An 18,002-nucleotide genomic window follows, 5' to 3' on the forward strand; every position below is an offset into this window, starting at 1 on the left:
CGCGGATGCTTGAAGCGCTGTTATTCGATGATTACTTCTCAATGACAGCGAAGTAATTGGATTCATCATCTGAGAAGTTGAATACTCTGCCGAAAGGCATCGTCACCAGTTCGCCGACAGTAACGTTCTTATTCTTCAAATCGTTGTAGAACGCATCCAGCTTGTCCGAATAGAACATGAGCGACGGCGTGCCCAGATTCAGTTCAGGCGACATTTTCGCTACAAAATCTTTGTTATGCAGAACAATGCTTGTTTCAGCTTGCTGCGACGGCGCCACTTCAATGTATCTGAAGCCTTCACCGTTATCTACCTCCGAAATGATGGTAAAACCAAGCTTCTCCGTCCAGAACTCTTTTGCCGCATCTTGATTATTGACGTACACCATAATTTGGCCGACTTTGTTAACCAATGACATGAATGATTCTCTCCTTATTATTCGATTTGAGGCTTTGAATCCTGCGCTATATTCTTCCACATCGTCACCACGCTATCCTGCCGTTACCCGTCATCCAATTCTGCGAGCAACATGGAGAACAGCGCCCCAGTGGCGGCGGACCGACTTCTCAGGACGAGCATTAATGCGAGTTCGAATTTCATTGTAAAGTTTGTCGCGCTTCCAGTCTTCCATAAGGATGTGTCCTGAGAATGTATTGAGGAGCCCGATGTACGCTTCTGCGCTGTAGATCATTTCCCAATCAAAATGTTTAATATGAACAACCTCGAACAGACCGCTTCTCTCCATCTCATCTTGTTCCACAACAAGTTCGCCCGGCCTCGGCCAGTCGTTCTTATCTACCTCTTTACCCTCGCCTAGTTCATAGTAAACCTCTTGAATAGCACGGAAGAATGGGTCGCCATCCACTGGAAAGACATGATTAGCACTCCAAAAGGCCAGATGTCCGCCGGGACGCAGAGCCTGCCAAGCTTTCGTATACCGAACATCGGGGTCAATCCATTTCCATGCTGTTGCAGCAAATACCAGGTCATATTGATTCCCCGCTTCAGGTTGCCATTCTTCAAAGTTTCCATTGATAATCTTAGCATTCATTCCAGCAAGATTATGCCGGGCTTCTGCTGCAAGCTCAGCACCAAGTTCTATGCATGTGATGTTATATCCTCGCTTAGCTAATGGGATTGTAGCCTTACCTGTAGCACAGCCCACCTCCAACAAACGAGCACCCTGCGTCAGATTAGCCGCATGAATTAAGTCCTCAAACAATTGTTCAGGGTACTCCGGACGAGCCTGCTGATAAATATTCGCGGCTTGTTCAAATGTCTCACGTAATATTTTATTCTCATCCATCAATTCTATAATGCCTCCTCGTACTCATCTCTTTCTAGTCATCATAATCCCCGACAACAGATATCCAAGCGAAGCAACGATAAATAATTTGAAAATGCTAGGTGTCATTGCGAGGTAGAGGCTTATCGGAAGTGACCAAACAAAAGCAATAATCATTATGAGGCGACTTTTGATCAAAGTGCCAATAGCTGCAATAATCGCAGGAACTAATAGAAATAAACCCGTTCTGAATAGGACATCATTGCCTTGTGGAGCAGAGTTATACGGGTTAATGAAGCTCAGAATGATCCATAGCGCGATCGTCCCTAATGATGAAAGGATACCAAGATACCGCCAATATTTCATCTAACCCCTCCTCGCTGGGCTGCTCGCTTAACGGAGCTATTTATAGTAGAATGATATCTCAGTTATAACACATGATGATGAGGTGCATGAATGTCCATCAATTTCACGAAAGCAATCGTTAATAAGTTGCAGCGGGATATCGCTGACATAGAAAGCATGATCGCAAATGAGAAAAACAAGCTAAAGAAGGCTCAAGCTAAGATTAAACAGTTAGAGCGAGATATGAAATTAAGCCAATCACACAACGATTTAAGCAGCAAAATGTCGCGTACCAACAAATTAAACGAAGAGATAAAGCTGCTCACTCGCAGCCAGAATGATCTTGCCAAGCAATTAGCGTCGAAGAAAGCTTCGCTTAGCCAGCATCAAGTCAAAAACGACAGCCATTAAGCCGGCTGCCGTTTCTTGTTGTTATCGTAATTGAGCTACTGTTCCTCTTGGACACGAATATGATTGATCTTATATTCCCATAGATCAAGAACAGAACCTTCTCCCCATGTCCAACCGCTGGCAAGTGAAGTAATAGCCATGGATTCCAGTTCTTCAATGGTCTCCACTGTTGTTAGTTCGATACTGAATACGGTTCCCTTCTCATGTTTAAAGCTTGGGAATCGATAATAGTCGAGAATTCCTGTCCATTCCATCTCTTTATCCGTAAAATAATCGAAATTATCCTGAGTCATTTCGTACCTTTCGGGCTTCCCGTTCGAAGTTGTCGCTCGCCCACTTGCCTTCCGTCTTAAAGAGATCCAGAACAATGTCTCGGCCAGCCGGAGGCTGTTCAATCCACTCCAACATCGTTCGAACAATAGATTCCTTATCACGAAAATAATGAATGATAACCTCTGCTTGCTCCAGCATTCGTGTGGTCCAAATCTGAGATCGCTGCATCAGCATGGAATAGTATGTTCGTATTAGTTTGCGAGCAAAACTTTGTGTAATGGATTTAAAATCCTCGTTAGATGCTTGTTCCAGCCGAGCCATAGTCCGTGAGTAGACTTCAGGAATGTCACCATTGAAGCTGATCGCAATCTCCGAAGTGAGCTTGTAAGGACCGTACCGCTCGCGAATATCGTCTCCATGAACACACACAGAGCTCTCGTAGAAATGCCTGCTCGTAATAATTCACCGGATCAACCGCATACTCGCAGCTTCCAACCGCAATACCCACTTCACGAACAAGGGAGCTATATTTTTGAGACAACATGATGCTTAGGTTCTTTATTTCTGCTCCTTCATCCAAACTCACCGGTGAATGAAACATAGCCACAATATCCAGGTCAGATTTAAGCGGGACAGCCTCACCTCTGGCTACACTTCCATACACATAGACACTATGCAGTTGACTCGGAAATCGCAACACTAGATTCTCGACTGTATCTCGGATGCAAGGAAAGTAAGCATCTGCAATCTTATCTAACCCAACATCACTGACTATGAATCCATTGCAGTCCAAACCATAACCTGCTTGCAAATGGCTCATGTCAATCACCAGCTTTCGATACGATCAGCGTCATTCTCCGCTCCAAGCTCATCTTCAGGCCATTCCGGCATCGGCACGATCCGATAATTAAGCACGTGCTGGCAGATCGCAGCATTTGCTTCTTTGGAGATTACTATATGACTTTGCTTACTCAGATAATCTCGTGCATCTATCCGATTGCAGAAATTCATATAATCCGAGAATTCCCCAACAAATGGCTTCAATGTATCTTGTTCCTTCATAGGAACCCCTCTGATCATGCCTCTCTTCGCGTCTGCATACATGCAATTAAGCGAGTCTATCCCCGTATTCGTAATGAGGATACCGTTAGATCTACGAGATACCGTCACATCACGAATCCCGTCCATAAGGAAAGTGCCATGAATCCCCCATTGCACATAAGCATGAGGTCGGTCATGAGCCGTCCGGGCTTCTACTAGCGCTTGCGAAGAGCTTACAATATTCTCATGGAAGTAGGTCATGATCTCCGTCAATTGCTTCGTCTGCGGATGATAGCGGACCCAGATCAACTGGTGATCTGCCTCCCCTTGCTCTGTCTCACGATCCCAGAACAAATGATAAGCGATAAGAGGTTTCTCTGGATGAAAGACTGCTACACAATCCCGCAGTGAATACGGCTCGTTGTCCGCAACGTGAAGCTCGGGGGCAAGCAGTCTTGCCAGCTCGATCTTATCTAGTGAAACCGGCTCAAGCTCTACCCCTTCCTTCTCCGAACGGAACGGGTACCTGCTTCTAAGATCGGATAACCACCACTCGCAACCATCGTTGGATTGTGCGGCAACTGCCTGCTGCTCGGGTTGGTTCTTCTCCGGAGCATGAATCGGCTGTTCCCGCTCCACGGCATTTCCTTCGAGCCGAAGCCATGTCTCAAAGTCTCGTACTCCTTCACGGAGAAGAATAACTCTGGCCCCTCGTTTAAATCCAGCCATACCATAGGCATTGAACCCGGTTACCCTGCCGTAGCAGAGGCGGATGCCATGCCAGTCCCCGCAAAAGTCATTAATATGATCGTGACCGACGAATGTGCCCATCATATCCTGCTGCTCTAGCATTGCTGCGCCGAACCCGGAGTTGATTATCGGAGGATCTAAATCTTCATGCTTGACTCCATAGCAAATCTCTTCGTCCCAAACCTGCTTGTATTCGGGAATTTGAATATGAAAGAAAGCTAGAGAGGGTACCGGCGCACCGTTCTCGGCGGCGAGTTTCCTGGAGTTCTGGATATACCAATGAATCTGGCTAGGTCGAATCCAATCATAGCCGCCTACCGAAGCAGGCGCATTGCTGCCCGAATCGAGGAAGTACAAGGCGAAGCTTGCCCGATCTTCAGAGTCGCTTATGGGAAGGACAAAATTGCCGACGCCGAAGATTTCCTCCGGTCCCGGTTCGGAGAGGCAATAGGCACTGCTCAATTGAAGCTCCATCAGCTCCTCGCGAGTGACGCCTTTCTCCGCATCGTGATTGCCATACACTGCTGCCCACGGAATTCCAGCCGCTTCGACGCAAGCTACCGCTTCAAGAAAAGAACGCTTAGGATCATCGCTGTAGTTACCATATATAATATCGCCTGTAAAAACGACGAGATCAGGGGTTTCTTCCATCAAAACTTCCTGCATCAACGATTGAGTGCGCATATCCAGTAATCCGCCGCTCGACCAATGAAGATCGGTGAACTGAACGATTTTGAACGTGCCGTCACTTCTGAAGGTCAGAGACTTCTTCTGAGGCATTATCGAATCCCTCCCTATATCGTGACGAGCTGTGGCATTCGGTTGCGAAATTGAACGACTTCATGGATATTGTAGGACTTCAGCAATTCAAGCGCTTGACCGAAGCCTTGTTCGTAGTTGCCGATTCGATGAGCGTCGGAGCCCAGAGAGAACCATTTGCCGCCCAAGTCCAAGTACATCTCAATCAAATAAACATGCGGATGTATCCACCCTTGCCGGTAAAGTCCGGTTGTATTGAGCTCTAGCACTTTCTCCTTGCGTATCATCGTGGTTAATAGATCATAGAGAATGGTGCTGCAACGGGCGTAATCCTCGGCGCTGACAATGGTTTTGGTATATCTAGCAACGTAATCGAGATGGGCTACCACATCGTAGTTATCCATCTTATCGACGGCATCGCGAACATGCGTGAAATAATCGGTTAGTATCACATCCATCGGCTGTGCGTGGAAGGCTTCTTCTGCAAAATCGAGCACGCCGTTATTATGAGCAGAGAGCAGCACCAAATCAAACATATAACCATCCAGATACCGGTTGATTGCATCATGATAGTCGCTTCGGTATCCAACCTCGATTCCTTTGCGGATTTCGATATCGTACATCTGGCGTAATTCGGAAACTTCGCGTTCATAGCCGTCCATATCGATCAGTACGTCTTTCTTGAAATACTTGCAGTCATAGTCAAAATGATCCGTCGTCACGACCGCCTGCTTGCCGAGTTTCACAGCGTGAGCGACAATATCGTTCAAGCGTTCTTCCGAATCCGGTGAATAATTAGAATGTACATGCTGATCAATAATGGTTTTGGGAACTTGCATGATAGTAAACCTTCCTTCGCATTAATAGCTCCACTTATGCTTTAACCCAGTCAATTGATGAAGCGGCTAGTTTGGCTTTCCATTCAACTGGCGGATCGTCATTACAGATCACGCAATCAATGTCACTATAATCCGCATATTTGTACATGGATTTCACGCCGATCTTGGAATGATCGATTACAACATGCACTTTGTTCGAGCGCTGGAGCATCTTTTTCAGAAAATTGCCTTCATCAATGTCATAAGTGGTAATCCCGTCCTCAATCGAATAACCGTTCGCCCCGATAAAGGCCTTGTCGATATAGAATCTCTCTAGCATTTCGATCGTCATCGAGCCCGATGCGAACATTTGATCCGTATCGATTTCTCCGCCAAGAAAAATGAGCTTACCCGTAAAAAAGCCCGATTTCTTCTGTTCAATGAGACTGTTTAAGACTTGAATACAACCGCTGATAATCGTCAGATTCTTCTTATTGAATAAGTGGTTGGCGATTTGGAGCGTAGTCGTTCCTACGCCGAGGCCAATCACATCGTAATCGTTGATCATTTCAACAGCTTTCATGCCGACACGCTGCTTCTCTTCGATATATATAGAATTGCGTTGACTTAACGGCGCTTCATACAGGGTAAAGTTCGGCTTGATCCCCCCGCCGTGAACGATCAGCACCTTGTTCTCCCGGCTTAACGCATCCAGATCCCGCCGAATTGTCACCTTAGAAACGTTTAATTGGTCGGCGAGTTCATTGACCGTGACTCTGCCCTTGGCATTCAACTCTGCCATGATCATACTCATTCTCTCTACTTGCAGCACACAGCTTCACCTACTTCATTGATGTAATCAACCCGAAATACTTTTGATTTGCATTTCGGGTTGATCTACAGACCGAGCCTTAGTCTAGATAAATCGGGTTTGTGAATGCAAACTTACCATATTTATCATAACATTCGATTCGGATGAATGTTTCATCTCCGCGCAATTTTTTGCGCAGCGACGTCACGTTTTCACCTAATTCAATTTGATACTGACGCAGATTTCCGTTCATATAGATACGTTCCACCGGCGAGCATTCGAAGATGACCTCATCGTTCTCGATCCGGAATTCATAGATTTCCGGGCCTGTCGAGGAGTAGAAGCTGCCGTCAATCAAGGCTTGGACGACGGCGCTGCGTGTTAGCTCAGGCGCTTTGACAACGACCCAGCCGCCAAAGGAATCGCAGTATATGGAGTCGAGCGGATAACTGTTGTGATTATCGTCCGTCGCGGTTCCCCACAGCTTCTTTCCTTTACGCAACAGCGTCTCCCACATCACGCGGGAATTACCCATGTTCTCCATCTGTTCTGAGCAATGATTGTAAACTTCCAGCGCGAACAGATTATCCAGTGCATAGACATCTTCCCATTCGACGGTGGACCAATGCGGATGGTTAAACATAACGATGTTGCCACGTTCCCTCATATCGTCGATAAATGCCTGGGCCGTATCGTAGTTTACAAATTCCGTCCACTCGATAGGCTCCAAATGCTTCAGCGGTTCCTTCGTTGCAGCAGCCAATTGCGTATCTGTCCCCATAATGACATGAAGATGAAAGATGCGGCAATCGCCAGCCGGCATGCGAATACCAACTTCACTAGCTGGCAGCATAATAAAGTTCGGCTCATTCTCTTGCTCGAAATTAGAGAAGAAATCATGCTCGGAATGCGCGATGAAATGATAGCCTTTGCTCTTATATGCCTCGCGCACCTGCTCAGGAGTCAAATTGCCATCGGATAGAGTCGAATGTCCGTGCAAGTTGCCTTTGAACCAGCTGCCGCCATCCATGAAACTGTTTTTAGTTACCATGATGTTGCTCCTTTCCATTGCTTCTTATGGGTTTTCGTCGATAATTTGTTGCGCAGCGACAGCGGCATCGTGTACGACCTGCTTCGGATCTTTGGAAGTATCGATCAGAGCGCTTTTCAATTGCTCGACGATCACCGTGTACATGGCTTTCCAGTTCTTCTGCCAAGGGCGGCTGTGCGCATATTGAAGTTGATCGATTGCCACTTGATATTGCGGTTTTTCCTGCAGCCACTGCTTCATGTCAGGCGTCTCCAGCGCAGATTTGGTCGTTGGCAGGTAACCCGTATTTTTGAAGAAGTTCGTCACGTTCTCATCGCCGGCCAAGAAGTCGAGGAATTTACCAGCTGCTTTCTTCTGCTCTTCGGTCGCTTTGTCGATAACGATCAAGTTCGCGCCGCCGGTGACGATCTTATTCTGACCGCCTTCTTGAGGCTGGAAGGCTACTGCAACATTGAACTTGGCATTCTTGACGAGATCGCCCATAGAACCGATCGAATCAAAGTCCATCGCGGCTTTGCCATCAAGGAAATTTTGTTTAATGAGATCGGATTGATTATCTTGGGCGCTATATGCGTTTAGCATCGTTTTGTCTTTCGTCATATCTTGGAACAGCTTAACAATGCTGCTTCCTTTTTCGTTATCGAAATCGACCTTCGATCCGTCCTTGCTGACCATTTCGCCGCCGTAAGAGTAAACAGCAGACTCCCAATACCAGGCATCCGTATCCCAATATCCGGAGAACCCGTAGATGCCTTTTGCAGGATCAGTCAGTTTTTTCGCATATTCCTGAAGCTCCGTCCATGTCTTCGGCCCTTTCGGATCCAAGCCGGCTGCTTTAACCATATCCGCATTCATGTACAGAATAGGCGTACTCCGGTTCATCGGCGCGGCTTTGAATACACCGTCCACATAGCTGGAACGAGTCAAGCCTTCGTTATAGTTATCAATCGTCGATTGGGACATATATTTGCTCAGATCTGCTGCAATCGGATTGTAGCGGGCCAAGAAGGACTCCTCGATCTGTGCGATGACTGGCGTATTTTTGGCGACAAGTGCAGCTTCCAGTTTCTCTGCTACGCCGTCATAGCCGCCTTGACCGGACATGACCACTTCGATATCCGGATTCTGTGCGTTAAAGGCTTGAACGGCATCCGCTACTAGCTTCCCAGTACCTTTGGAAGGGTCCCAGATCGACCAGAAGTCAACCTTTACTTTACCCTCGCTTGCCGCAGGTTCTGTGGAATTTGCGCCTGCATTCGTACTTGCTTGTGCATTGTCCGTATTGGTTGCCTTGCCGCTTGCACATCCCGTTACTGCAATAGAAGTAGCTAAGAAACCGATGACTGCCGCTTGCTTCACATTCATTTTCATTAGTAGGTAGCCTCCACTTTTTTTTATATTAAGGATTACTTAATACCATAGACAAATGCACTCTTAATAAAGCGGTTTGCTGCAAGATAAAGAATTAGAATCGGAATAATGAGCATCATGTTGCCTGCCATTACTTCATTCCAATGGGTGACGCCGCGGGCATCGGCTACTAAGCCTTTGACCGTCATCGGCAGCGTTCGTACCGACTCCGAATTCGTTAAGATGAGCGGCCAGAAGTAGTCATTCCATTTGGAAATACAGGTGAACAGCATGGTCGTTAACACGAAAGGCTTCGCGATCGGCAGTAATAATTGAAGCATAATCTGCAGCTCCGTCGCCTTATCCATCTTGGCGGCATCCAGCAATTCGTCGGGAATTTGCTTGAACGCTTGCGTCAGAAAGAAGATGGCAAAAGACGAATACGCGAATGGGATGATCATCCCCCAGTACGTGTCGAGTCCGCCTAAATCACTGACTAACACGTACATCGGAACGAAGCTGACCTGGGAAGGCAGCACCAGATCGATGAGAACGAGCGAGAAGAATACCCCTGCGAATTTGAATTTCTTCTTGGCGAAGGCATATGCGGCTGGCACGCAAACAAGCATTTGGCCGAGTACGACGGAGACCGTGACAATAACCGAATTCTTCGCGTAATGGAAGAAGTGAATATTGACCCACGCCGTCTTGTAATTGACGAATTGCGGGACGCTCGGCAGCAGGTCCGGCGGGAATTTGATCGCTTCCACATACGTCTTCAGGGAAGTGCTAACCACCCATAAGAACGGAAAAGCAAACATGAGGACTAGCGCAATGAGCAGAAGGAATCGCGTAACTTTGACCGTAATTGTCATTGTGGTTCATCCCCCCTATTGATAATGAATTTTCTTAGCGAAGAATAGATAGTTGGCGACTGCGATCAAGCCGACCAAGAGCATGAACAAGACCGAGCCCGCGCTCGCTTTGCCGATATTAAACTGCAAGAAACCGATTTGATAGATCCAATACACGATTAAGTTCGATGAGTTCTCCGGCCCGCCTTTGGTCATTAAGCTCACCATATCGAATGCACTAAAGGATGCGATGGTCGATGTAATGAGAAGGAAGAACAGAGTTGGCGACAGCAGCGGCAGCGTGATGCGGAACAGCGTCGTCCATCTGCCTGCATTGTCCAGCTTGGCAGCTTCATAGATATAACGCGGTATCGACTGCAGTCCAGCGATGACGATCATCGCATTGTAGCCTAGCCCCTTCCAGATGGAGACGATAATCAATGACATTAATGACGTATCGGGACTCATCATCCATTTCAGTGCGGGCAGACCGACGCCTTCCAGCGCATAATTGAGAAAGCCCCTGCTCGGATCCATTAACCACATCCACATGACAGTCACGGATACACTCGAGAGAATATGCGGCGTAAAGATGACGCTCTGCACCAGATTGTCCACTCTCTTATTCTCCTGAAAGAATATCCCTAACACGAAAGCCAATACGAGCCCGATGACGACGGTGAACAAACTGTATACAAGCGTGTTTTTCAATACCTTCCGGAACACCGGATCATGAAAGATGTTTATGTAATTTTTCAGTCCGACATAGTTTTTCGTCCCAAGAACAGTGTCCCAATGGGTGAAGCTGACTTTCACCGCAAAGAAAATGGGATATAAAGAAAACACACAAACAAGGATGACGGCTGGAGCGATAAGCACATAGGGGTTGCGAACGATCCGGTTAACCATATGCGCTACCAACCATCTGATTCAGATTTACTGTGACGCCTTCCGCGTTAGAGATGCTGTTCAACGCGGATTCAATCAAGCTCTCCTCTTTCGTTCGCTGTTCATTCCTATCGAAATAGTACAGATCATGTTGGGAGATATGGAGCTGCACCTTTTCGTCGATATTGAGGTCAGACTCCGTTTTCACGATAATCGTGCCTAGTCCACAGGCAATGTGGTACAAGTGATCCAACCCCAGCATTTCCTTCGTCATGACCATTCCAGTGGCATCTATGCCAACAGATCCCGCCTGCTTATTCAGCTTCACTTTCTGAGGGCGGAATCCGATCGTGCCGACTTCCGGCAATCGAATCGTATTCATTCCCGGATCACCGATAAAGGTCGCCACGAACAGGTTGGCCGGATTTTCATATACTTCTTTCGGAGTGCCCTGCTGCATGATACGGCCATGATTGAAGATTACGATATCCGTAGCCATCGTCATTGCCTCGATTTGATCATGCGTGACGAAGACGAACGTGGATTTCAAATTTCGATGCAGCTCGATAAGCTCGCTTCGCATTTGGTTGCGTAATTTGGCATCCAAATTGGATAATGGCTCGTCCATCAGAAACACTTCCGGCTTTTTGGAGATCGCCCTGGCTAGCGCGATACGCTGCCGTTGCCCACCAGATAGCGTGGAGGGGCTGGCATTCAAGTAGTCTCGCAATCCGACCATGTTCACCACTTGAGTGAGGCGCTTCCCTATCTCTTCTTTGAGAAGCTTGATATTTTTCAAGCCGAATTCGATATTTTTGCGCACGGTCATATGAGGATAGATCGCGTAGTTTTGGAAGACCATTGCAATGCCGCGATCTCCGGGTTCCGCCTTCGTGACATTGCGTTCGCCGATATTAATCTGTCCGCTGCTAACCTCCTCCAGCCCCGCAATCATTCGCAAAGCAGTCGTTTTGCCGCAGCCCGACGGCCCTAACAGCACGGTAAAGGAACGATCCTTCACTTCAAGCTCCAGATTCTCGATGACCGTTTTCCCTTGTGGAAAGGTTTTCGTTACTCCTTTTAGTTGAATTCCTGCCATTCTTCACACTCCTTCCTCATCCCTAACCTAGTTGGGGAACTTATTGGGTACATATGAATCTTAACGTTCCTGTGTAAAATCCAGATCAAATCTGATTTAATTTATTATTAATTTTACTTTGTTTAATTTTTTTGTTCTTTTTGTTTCTTTTTCAGGTGTCAATATAGAAGTCACCTTTACCTATGAGAATTAAAAAAAATCCGCGGAAACCGCGGATCATCAGCTCGACGTAACGAGTATAGTCGTTCCATTTTATGCCGAAAATAAGAAGACGTTTAAGAGGGAGGACAAGAAGCAAGTGGAGGATTTAGTACGAGAATTGAAATCGACGTTCGCCGAACAGGATGATTTTCTTATTAAAGAAGCGCAATTTGACGGCATGGCCTTTTTTCTTATCGGTTTTAACACACTTATTAATTTTACCAAATCCACTTTCTATGTGATGGAAATGGCTGAACGCTCTGCTACTCTACAGGATCTTTTCCTCAACCTTAGCGATCAGAATGATCTGAGCGAGGCACAACTGAAGAAAGCCGTGCTTAATGGCAAGCTCGTGCTTATTTCAGAAAGCGGTCACAACGCGATTATGGAGCCAGTTCCCCAAAGCCTAAGAAGAAGCATTGAAGAGCCGCGTAATGAAAGTCCCATTCAAGGTCCATTGGACGCCTTTGGAGAAGATATTGACCTTAATATCGGGCTGATTCGCAAGAGACTGGTCACCGAGCGGCTATGCCATTGCTCTTACCAAGTTGGAGAAATGGCCGAGCAAAGAATTTCTATGCTTTATATCAAGGGCAAAGCGCAAGCAGACCTCGTAGAAAAAGTTGAACGGCGCATAAAGGAAATTCGATCCGATCTGGAAACGATTGATGATCTGAACAAGCATTTCGGTTCACGCAAATTTAGTCCTGTCAGTCATCTGTTTGCGACTGAACTACCCGTACAAGCTATTCACTCGCTCAAGAAGAATAGAATCGTGTTATTTCTGGAGAATCAGCCCTTCGCGCTTGTTTTCCCACATCTCTTCTCTGATATGATCAGTACCGCTAATGATCACAATCTCCCTTTTGGACTGTCTATTATGATTAGAGCATTAAGGGGAATGGCAGCCTTTGCGACGCTCGTGCTACCTGCTTTATACGTGGCCTTAACCTCGGTTAACCCAGACGTATTGAAAGTTGATCTCGCCTTGTTCACTGCTGAGAGTAGAGAGGGTATCCCCTTAACGCCAGTCATTGAAACGCTAATCATGACTATATTAGTTGATTTAATTACGGAAGCAATCATTAGACTACCGAAGAGTGTGGGACCTACGATATCGATGGTTGGAGGCGTCGTACTTGGCACGGCGATGGTTGAAGCGAAATTAGTCAGTAACTTGTTAGTCATCGTGATCACGTTTATGTTGATTGCAAGTTCTGCAGTCGTAGGCGTGCAGAATGCCTTGTACATTCGCTCGTTGAAATATCCGGTTTTTATTCTGGCATCTGTCTACGGCATTGTTGGACTCATGGTCGGATTATCTTTTATATGTATCTATCTCGCGAGTTTGACGTCTTGCGATATCCCCTATCTGACGATGCGAATTAAAGGAAAGGAAGGCATGAAGTGACGCAGAGGCTACAGATTGGTTTCGTCTTTATTATGATCCATATGGGTTTCGGTTACTTAATGTATCCGAGACTCACCTATTCGCTAACGAATTCCGGTCATTGGGTGATCGTGCTTGCTTATGGTTTATTGCAATGGATATTAATGATCATCTATAAGAAAGGATTGAATTTTTTCCCGAAAAAGGATATAGTCGATATTTTTTTGAAAATGGGAAAATTGGCGGCGATCTTTATTCTCATTCCATTCGCGATCAATTTGACCTTTATTACTGCAGTGGATCTTCGCACTCATACGGAAGACATTACATCCATTTTCTTAATACGAACCCCTGATTGGGCGGTATTAATTCTTTTCTTCTTTCTCCCCACGTATACAGCGATAAAAGGTTTAGGCACGATACTACGTGCTTCGGTTATTTTCTTCTTCGTTATCAATGTATTGATTATTTTCGTAATTGCTTCTTCGACCATCAATTTTGATTTTCAGAACGTTCTGCCTGTATGGCCACATTCCCTTTCTTTCATATGGAATGAAAAGTTTGTCTATCTAATGGGGTTCTCTTCATTTTTATTTATAGGATTCGTCCCTTCCGTAACGAATATGAATGTCCGCCAGCTGAGCGCGGTATGGGCATTTATATTGTTCTTTCTGTTAGCTGGTGTGTATCTTCCTCTTTTCATATTTGGACAAGAAACGGTCATTACTTTTCTATTTCCTCTGAAAGAAGCTGCGGATACGATCGACATTAGTTGGTTTGTGTTTAACCGCCAAACGATTTTCTTCGGTTTATCAATCATGGGGTTCAATCTCATCTTAATCGCCGTTCAGCTATGGATGATAGGAAGCATCATGAAGAAGGTGATACATTGGCATAGAAATAAGGCTTCCTACTGGATTTGTGCCTCTTCCCTGATCGCTTTTATACTCGCGGTATGTATCCCAAACCGTGCCGAGATAGAGAAACTCATCTTTATAGGTATAACGACAAACCTATGTTTCATCGTTATTCTCCCACTGGCCGTTTATCTCTATGGTGTTGTTGCTGCAAGGGGGACGCCGCGTTATGACGAAAAGTAGACTTCTCAAAATAGGTGTTGTTCTTGTTGCATTAACCTTGCTCTGTGGATGTTGGGATATTAAAGAAATCAATCAACGCAGCCTTCCTTTGGCTATCGGGATATCGAAGGATAACGTTGAAGGATACCGAGTAACAGTCGCTTTTCCAAAAAAACAGGAAAGAGGAAAAACAAGAGTTGTAACGGAAAAAGGCCATTCCGTATCCGGAATCCTGGGGCATATGCGGACGAACTCGGAAGATGCCGTGGACTACTCCCATGTGCGATTAATTGTGATCCACACCCAACTAGCAACAAGTGATGATGAATGGAGTAAAATCATCACGTATTTCATGAAATCCAAGCATATCCCTTCGGGGGCGTTTATTGCTTTTACAGATGACAATATCGAGAAGATGTTTACTCATATTATGGGATTGGGTTTCACGGGTACCGCTATGTTTGACTTTTTTTATAAAGGAGCTGAATGGGCACCGGAGGTATCGAACTCCCGTTTATGGGAAGTGTATCAGAGCTTGTATTCCTACACGGATGATATTGCTGTGCCTATCATTAATTCCGCCAAAGATACGCTGCTAAACTTTAAAGGCACTGCTGCGTTGAAGAATGGAATAATAACGAGAATCGATCCAAGTGAAAATCAACTCATACATTTGTTCCACAATCGTAATTCGGTAAGAGATATTGAGGAGCTCGGCATTGCCACCATCCTTGTCACAGATAGCTTATTAAGAATCAGATCGACCATGAACCATGATGAACCGTTGGTACAAAGTGAGTTATCTTTAAAAATTGAAATATTAGAGAAAGATCATCATGTGACAAACGCTCAAATCGGAGAAATGCTGGAGAAGCGGATTGTGCAGCGTTTTTATGATTTGCTGAAACTAGCGCAAAAGAACAAAACGGATATTTTTGGTTTCGGACAGCATTTCCGCACCAAAATACCTTATGATGAATTGAGCAATTGGAGGGAACAATATTACCCGAAGTTAACCGCAAAGTTTCAGGTTCATATAAGAATGGAATGACGACAAGAAGGCAATTCACACTAGTCGGTGAATTGCCTTTTGCTTAATTGCTGCTAGTTGCAGCCTCCAACCTCAACGTTTCAGCAAGTTGATATGATCAAGATTCGTACTGGAGTTGAAAATAAACGCTAGTTTGAATTTCCCACGGTTGTAGCTGATCTTTTGCTGTACCAAAGATCCGTTCCGTATGATAACAGAACTGGATGGCTTGCCCCAGCGCCCTAGGAGGACTTTCTTCGTAATCCCACCAATATTCGTCTCCCGCTCAATGTTCGTCCCGAAGTAGCGGATTTCCCGAACCTTGTTAAGCTTATATCTGATGGCATATCCGGGGTGCCCCATCTCAGCTCCATACAGATCAAATCCATCTGAGTTCGATCTCACTTTGTCAGGTGGGCCGATCTTGGCTAATACATCCTTCCGCGTGCTGATTCCAATCTTCAGCCCACTTACGGAACCCGGGAATTGGCCAACCAAGGCAGGTTTATAGAAGCTGTTTAATGTCTTCAAAGCTTGCGCCGCGTCCTCTGCGCTCAACTTACTTATGCGGCTCAATTGCCCTGTCGCTTTATAGGTTTCGGCATGAACGGGAAGCCCTGGTGAAAGGATTAGTCCGGCGAGTGTAGCGATCAAGGCGATCTTAGAAGCAGGTTTCATCAATATGGTCCCTCCTGAATATGAGATGCTGTTTGATATCGTTCATCTTAGATACCTTTCCCCTATACCCAATTGATCATGCTGATGTCAGCGTTGCATAAAATTGTTTGAAACGAACGGAATAAATAAGCACATAGATGACGATAAGAGCTGCAAACAAATTGATGATTACTAATGAAGTGTTCAAACTAAAGAACACAGTCAGAACACCGACGGCAACGGGTGGAGCAATAAATCCGGCGTACGCGCTCATATAGAATGCAGATATAACACGGGGCCGTTCTTCTGGCTTCGGCAGCTGGCCGGCAAAGCGCAAAGCAACCTGAAACGTCCATCCAGCACCGATGCCTTGAATGAATATACCTGACCAAAGCAATGGCAAGCTCGACGTTTGCCCCGAGAAGAGAATCAGCCATGACCCAATTGTAAGAGACAACACGCTCATGCGCATCCTTGTTACCGGATGAAGCGGCCATGGGAAAAACTGCATCAGCGCCCCTCCGCCTAGAAGTAATAATATTAGCAAACCAGATATCGATAAATTGCTGCTGTGAAGCACGTGTTTAACAAACGATGGTATAAGTGATAACACAACGCCGCCTAACGTAAATACCGTAAAGATCGGCATCCCGATAAATGACCAGAATGGACTGCGAATATTGTGTGGAATTCCGAGCGATATCTTATGTTTCTGAGCACTCGGATCTTCGTGTTTAGGCAGCAATTCCAAGACCACCAATGAAATCACGAGCAAGCCAAGCAGAATCCAAAAGGGCATTCGAAGTGGTTGCAGATGCAGGTATTGAATAATGAGACCGGAAACTGCTGGTCCCAAGCCGAAGCCGATGTTGACCGTTGCTCCGGAGAGCTTGAGTGCTGTACCCGCTTTACCCGCAGCAGTCTGTTTCAACAGGAAGCCGCTTGCCACACCTGTGAAGGCGCCATATGCGATTCCTTCCAACATTCTTGCAGCGTAGAGCATCCAAACATGTGTACTGGCTATGAACAGAAGCGTCGAGGCGATGGAGAGCCAGATACTTACCCTCATTACCTTCTTTAATCCCCAGTAGCTTCCTCTGGCTCCCACAACCAGCAAAGTGGGGAGAAGAATGGCTGCATATACAGCGAATAAGATTGTTATTTCCAGACTGCTGAGCTTATAGTGCTCACCGTAGATTGGAAACAGGGATGAAATATAAGTCGCCCCGCAGGACATTAACAGCACAATTAGCAGCGTTCTTCTCATCTAGGTTCTCCTTTGTCGCTCGAACTTTGTATTAGTATGTCCTTCATCAGATCGTGATTCACGAATAATAGTCTCATATGCCCCTATTTATCAGAGATCGACGATTGTCCAATCATTTAATTGGACTTATGCTCATCGTCGGTACGTTATCAGTTGTTTATTCGTTAGAGAAAGCAAGACCTGCTACCTCGTCCATCATATCCCTCATTGACTTTGCTTTTTCAGTGCCGAACTGCCTTTCGAACTCTGCTTGCGCTTTCTCCCACCCGCTTCTTCCGATCTCGATTCGTCTAATGCCTTCTTCGGTCACAGATACAATGCGAGCCCGTCGATCAGACTTACTCACCTCAATACGAACAAGCCCATCACGCTCTAGCGGCCTGAGATTATGACCAATTGTAGCTCTATCCATGGTCATCAGTTCAGCTAGCTCTAACATCGTCCTCGGTCCCTCGTGCTTAAGAAAACCTAGGATAGCGAATTGTGTCGCCCGGACACCTGCTCCCGATTCTGCCAAATAAGTATCATATAAGCGTGTGATATGACGCTGAGCTCGTCTTATTTTGGTACAATTACAGACTGCAGGGACATTTATGTCAAAAGACATCTCATTCACCTCCATAGTAGCGTTATTGTTTACTGTGAG

21 protein-coding genes are annotated in these 18,002 nt (G+C 45.9%); 4 read left to right on the forward strand and 17 right to left on the reverse strand.

Annotated features, from left to right (window positions below; genetic code table 11):
* Positions 1 to 31: 31 nt before the first annotated feature.
* The 3 genes from AC0YNX_RS07835 to AC0YNX_RS07845 form a co-directional block, all read right to left on the reverse strand.
* Complete coding sequence (locus AC0YNX_RS07835; protein WP_475815207.1) at positions 32 to 409, reverse strand: VOC family protein; 378 nt, start codon at positions 407 to 409, stop codon at positions 32 to 34.
* A gap of 96 nt (positions 410 to 505) precedes the next feature.
* Positions 506 to 1,303 carry a class I SAM-dependent methyltransferase gene (locus AC0YNX_RS07840; protein WP_475815062.1) on the reverse strand — a complete coding sequence of 266 codons (798 nt, stop codon included), beginning with the start codon at positions 1,301 to 1,303 and terminating at the stop codon, positions 506 to 508.
* Positions 1,304 to 1,327: 24 nt separating this feature from the next.
* The gene (locus tag AC0YNX_RS07845) at positions 1,328 to 1,648 is read right to left on the reverse strand and encodes a hypothetical protein (RefSeq protein ID WP_475815063.1); all 321 of its coding nucleotides are present in this window, start codon (positions 1,646 to 1,648) and stop codon (positions 1,328 to 1,330) included.
* Between the two features lie 90 nt (positions 1,649 to 1,738).
* Here AC0YNX_RS07845 and AC0YNX_RS07850 point away from each other — a divergent pair, with 90 nt between their 5' ends.
* The gene (locus AC0YNX_RS07850) at positions 1,739 to 2,038 is read left to right on the forward strand and encodes a hypothetical protein (RefSeq protein WP_475815064.1); all 300 of its coding nucleotides are present in this window, start codon (positions 1,739 to 1,741) and stop codon (positions 2,036 to 2,038) included.
* Between the two features lie 35 nt (positions 2,039 to 2,073).
* Here the strand turns inward: AC0YNX_RS07850 and AC0YNX_RS07855 are convergent, their stop codons facing one another.
* The 11 genes from AC0YNX_RS07855 to AC0YNX_RS07905 form a co-directional block, all read right to left on the reverse strand.
* On the reverse strand, positions 2,074 to 2,331 hold the full coding sequence (locus AC0YNX_RS07855) for a hypothetical protein (RefSeq protein ID WP_475815065.1): 258 nt from the start codon (positions 2,329 to 2,331) through the stop codon (positions 2,074 to 2,076).
* Positions 2,318 to 2,740 carry a hypothetical protein gene (locus tag AC0YNX_RS07860; protein WP_475815211.1) on the reverse strand — a complete coding sequence of 141 codons (423 nt, stop codon included), beginning with the start codon at positions 2,738 to 2,740 and terminating at the stop codon, positions 2,318 to 2,320. Before AC0YNX_RS07860 ends, AC0YNX_RS07855 begins: the two co-directional genes overlap by 14 nt.
* Positions 2,658 to 3,131, reverse strand: a complete 474-nt coding sequence (locus tag AC0YNX_RS07865; protein WP_475815066.1) for a nucleotidyltransferase domain-containing protein — start codon at positions 3,129 to 3,131, stop codon at positions 2,658 to 2,660. Before AC0YNX_RS07865 ends, AC0YNX_RS07860 begins: the two co-directional genes overlap by 83 nt.
* Before the next feature lie 5 nt (positions 3,132 to 3,136).
* The gene (locus tag AC0YNX_RS07870; RefSeq protein ID WP_475815067.1) at positions 3,137 to 4,882 is read right to left on the reverse strand and encodes a metallophosphoesterase family protein; all 1,746 of its coding nucleotides are present in this window, start codon (positions 4,880 to 4,882) and stop codon (positions 3,137 to 3,139) included.
* Between the two features lie 14 nt (positions 4,883 to 4,896).
* The gene (locus tag AC0YNX_RS07875) at positions 4,897 to 5,700 is read right to left on the reverse strand and encodes a histidinol-phosphatase HisJ family protein (protein ID WP_475815068.1); all 804 of its coding nucleotides are present in this window, start codon (positions 5,698 to 5,700) and stop codon (positions 4,897 to 4,899) included.
* 34 nt (positions 5,701 to 5,734) lie between these two features.
* Positions 5,735 to 6,493, reverse strand: a complete 759-nt coding sequence (locus AC0YNX_RS07880) for a DeoR/GlpR family DNA-binding transcription regulator (RefSeq protein WP_475815069.1) — start codon at positions 6,491 to 6,493, stop codon at positions 5,735 to 5,737.
* Positions 6,494 to 6,590: 97 nt separating this feature from the next.
* A complete protein-coding gene (locus AC0YNX_RS07885; protein ID WP_475815070.1) occupies positions 6,591 to 7,541 on the reverse strand; it encodes a CehA/McbA family metallohydrolase in 951 nt (316 codons plus the stop codon).
* A gap of 24 nt (positions 7,542 to 7,565) precedes the next feature.
* A complete protein-coding gene (locus AC0YNX_RS07890) occupies positions 7,566 to 8,912 on the reverse strand; it encodes an ABC transporter substrate-binding protein (protein ID WP_475815071.1) in 1,347 nt (448 codons plus the stop codon).
* Positions 8,913 to 8,947: 35 nt separating this feature from the next.
* A complete protein-coding gene (locus AC0YNX_RS07895; protein WP_475815072.1) occupies positions 8,948 to 9,766 on the reverse strand; it encodes a carbohydrate ABC transporter permease in 819 nt (272 codons plus the stop codon).
* A gap of 15 nt (positions 9,767 to 9,781) precedes the next feature.
* Complete coding sequence (locus tag AC0YNX_RS07900) at positions 9,782 to 10,654, reverse strand: carbohydrate ABC transporter permease (protein ID WP_475815073.1); 873 nt, start codon at positions 10,652 to 10,654, stop codon at positions 9,782 to 9,784.
* Complete coding sequence (locus tag AC0YNX_RS07905) at positions 10,647 to 11,732, reverse strand: ABC transporter ATP-binding protein (protein WP_475815074.1); 1,086 nt, start codon at positions 11,730 to 11,732, stop codon at positions 10,647 to 10,649. The genes AC0YNX_RS07900 and AC0YNX_RS07905 overlap by 8 nt, the downstream gene beginning before the upstream one ends.
* 298 nt (positions 11,733 to 12,030) lie before the next feature.
* On the opposite strand from AC0YNX_RS07905, the gene AC0YNX_RS07910 reads away from it, so the two are divergent.
* The 3 genes from AC0YNX_RS07910 to AC0YNX_RS07920 are packed head-to-tail and all read left to right on the forward strand — an operon-like array spanning position 12,031 to position 15,453.
* Positions 12,031 to 13,344, forward strand: a complete 1,314-nt coding sequence (locus AC0YNX_RS07910; protein ID WP_475815075.1) for a spore germination protein — start codon at positions 12,031 to 12,033, stop codon at positions 13,342 to 13,344.
* Complete coding sequence (locus AC0YNX_RS07915; RefSeq protein WP_475815076.1) at positions 13,341 to 14,423, forward strand: GerAB/ArcD/ProY family transporter; 1,083 nt, start codon at positions 13,341 to 13,343, stop codon at positions 14,421 to 14,423. Before AC0YNX_RS07910 ends, AC0YNX_RS07915 begins: the two co-directional genes overlap by 4 nt.
* On the forward strand, positions 14,410 to 15,453 hold the full coding sequence (locus AC0YNX_RS07920; RefSeq protein ID WP_475815077.1) for a Ger(x)C family spore germination protein: 1,044 nt from the start codon (positions 14,410 to 14,412) through the stop codon (positions 15,451 to 15,453). The genes AC0YNX_RS07915 and AC0YNX_RS07920 overlap by 14 nt, the downstream gene beginning before the upstream one ends.
* A 72-nt stretch (positions 15,454 to 15,525) precedes the next feature.
* On the opposite strand, the gene AC0YNX_RS07925 is transcribed toward AC0YNX_RS07920, so the two are convergent.
* The 3 genes from AC0YNX_RS07925 to AC0YNX_RS07935 form a co-directional block, all read right to left on the reverse strand.
* Positions 15,526 to 16,110, reverse strand: coding sequence for a YjgB family protein (locus AC0YNX_RS07925; protein WP_475815078.1), 585 nt, complete (start codon positions 16,108 to 16,110; stop codon positions 15,526 to 15,528).
* Positions 16,111 to 16,186: 76 nt separating this feature from the next.
* Positions 16,187 to 17,356: an MFS transporter gene (locus tag AC0YNX_RS07930; RefSeq protein ID WP_475815079.1), complete on the reverse strand. Its 1,170-nt coding sequence runs from the start codon at positions 17,354 to 17,356 to the stop codon at positions 16,187 to 16,189.
* A gap of 157 nt (positions 17,357 to 17,513) precedes the next feature.
* Positions 17,514 to 17,978 (reverse strand): MarR family winged helix-turn-helix transcriptional regulator, encoded by a 465-nt coding sequence (locus tag AC0YNX_RS07935; RefSeq protein WP_475815080.1) that lies wholly within the window; start codon positions 17,976 to 17,978, stop codon positions 17,514 to 17,516.
* Positions 17,979 to 18,002 lie beyond the last annotated feature (24 nt).

The sequence above is a fragment of the Paenibacillus sp. J31R98 genome (assembly GCF_056269245.1).

What these genes read in the sequence shown, in the direction of transcription:
- AC0YNX_RS07840 (WP_475815062.1), bottom strand. Translation starts at nt 1,303, where the DNA reads ATGGATGAGAATAAAATATTACGTGAGACATTTGAACAAGCCGCGAAT.
- AC0YNX_RS07875 (WP_475815068.1), bottom strand. Translation starts at nt 5,700, where the DNA reads ATGCAAGTTCCCAAAACCATTATTGATCAGCATGTACATTCTAATTAT.
- AC0YNX_RS07880 (WP_475815069.1), bottom strand. Translation starts at nt 6,493, where the DNA reads ATGAGTATGATCATGGCAGAGTTGAATGCCAAGGGCAGAGTCACGGTC.
- AC0YNX_RS07850 (WP_475815064.1), top strand. Translation starts at nt 1,739, where the DNA reads ATGTCCATCAATTTCACGAAAGCAATCGTTAATAAGTTGCAGCGGGAT.
- AC0YNX_RS07890 (WP_475815071.1), bottom strand. Translation starts at nt 8,912, where the DNA reads ATGAAAATGAATGTGAAGCAAGCGGCAGTCATCGGTTTCTTAGCTACT.
- AC0YNX_RS07845 (WP_475815063.1), bottom strand. Translation starts at nt 1,648, where the DNA reads ATGAAATATTGGCGGTATCTTGGTATCCTTTCATCATTAGGGACGATC.
- AC0YNX_RS07905 (WP_475815074.1), bottom strand. Translation starts at nt 11,732, where the DNA reads ATGGCAGGAATTCAACTAAAAGGAGTAACGAAAACCTTTCCACAAGGG.
- AC0YNX_RS07885 (WP_475815070.1), bottom strand. Translation starts at nt 7,541, where the DNA reads ATGGTAACTAAAAACAGTTTCATGGATGGCGGCAGCTGGTTCAAAGGC.
- AC0YNX_RS07925 (WP_475815078.1), bottom strand. Translation starts at nt 16,110, where the DNA reads ATGAAACCTGCTTCTAAGATCGCCTTGATCGCTACACTCGCCGGACTA.
- AC0YNX_RS07900 (WP_475815073.1), bottom strand. Translation starts at nt 10,654, where the DNA reads ATGGTTAACCGGATCGTTCGCAACCCCTATGTGCTTATCGCTCCAGCC.
- AC0YNX_RS07895 (WP_475815072.1), bottom strand. Translation starts at nt 9,766, where the DNA reads ATGACAATTACGGTCAAAGTTACGCGATTCCTTCTGCTCATTGCGCTA.
- AC0YNX_RS07920 (WP_475815077.1), top strand. Translation starts at nt 14,410, where the DNA reads ATGACGAAAAGTAGACTTCTCAAAATAGGTGTTGTTCTTGTTGCATTA.
- AC0YNX_RS07865 (WP_475815066.1), bottom strand. Translation starts at nt 3,131, where the DNA reads ATGAGCCATTTGCAAGCAGGTTATGGTTTGGACTGCAATGGATTCATA.
- AC0YNX_RS07935 (WP_475815080.1), bottom strand. Translation starts at nt 17,978, where the DNA reads ATGGAGGTGAATGAGATGTCTTTTGACATAAATGTCCCTGCAGTCTGT.
- AC0YNX_RS07855 (WP_475815065.1), bottom strand. Translation starts at nt 2,331, where the DNA reads ATGACTCAGGATAATTTCGATTATTTTACGGATAAAGAGATGGAATGG.
- AC0YNX_RS07870 (WP_475815067.1), bottom strand. Translation starts at nt 4,882, where the DNA reads ATGCCTCAGAAGAAGTCTCTGACCTTCAGAAGTGACGGCACGTTCAAA.
- AC0YNX_RS07930 (WP_475815079.1), bottom strand. Translation starts at nt 17,356, where the DNA reads ATGAGAAGAACGCTGCTAATTGTGCTGTTAATGTCCTGCGGGGCGACT.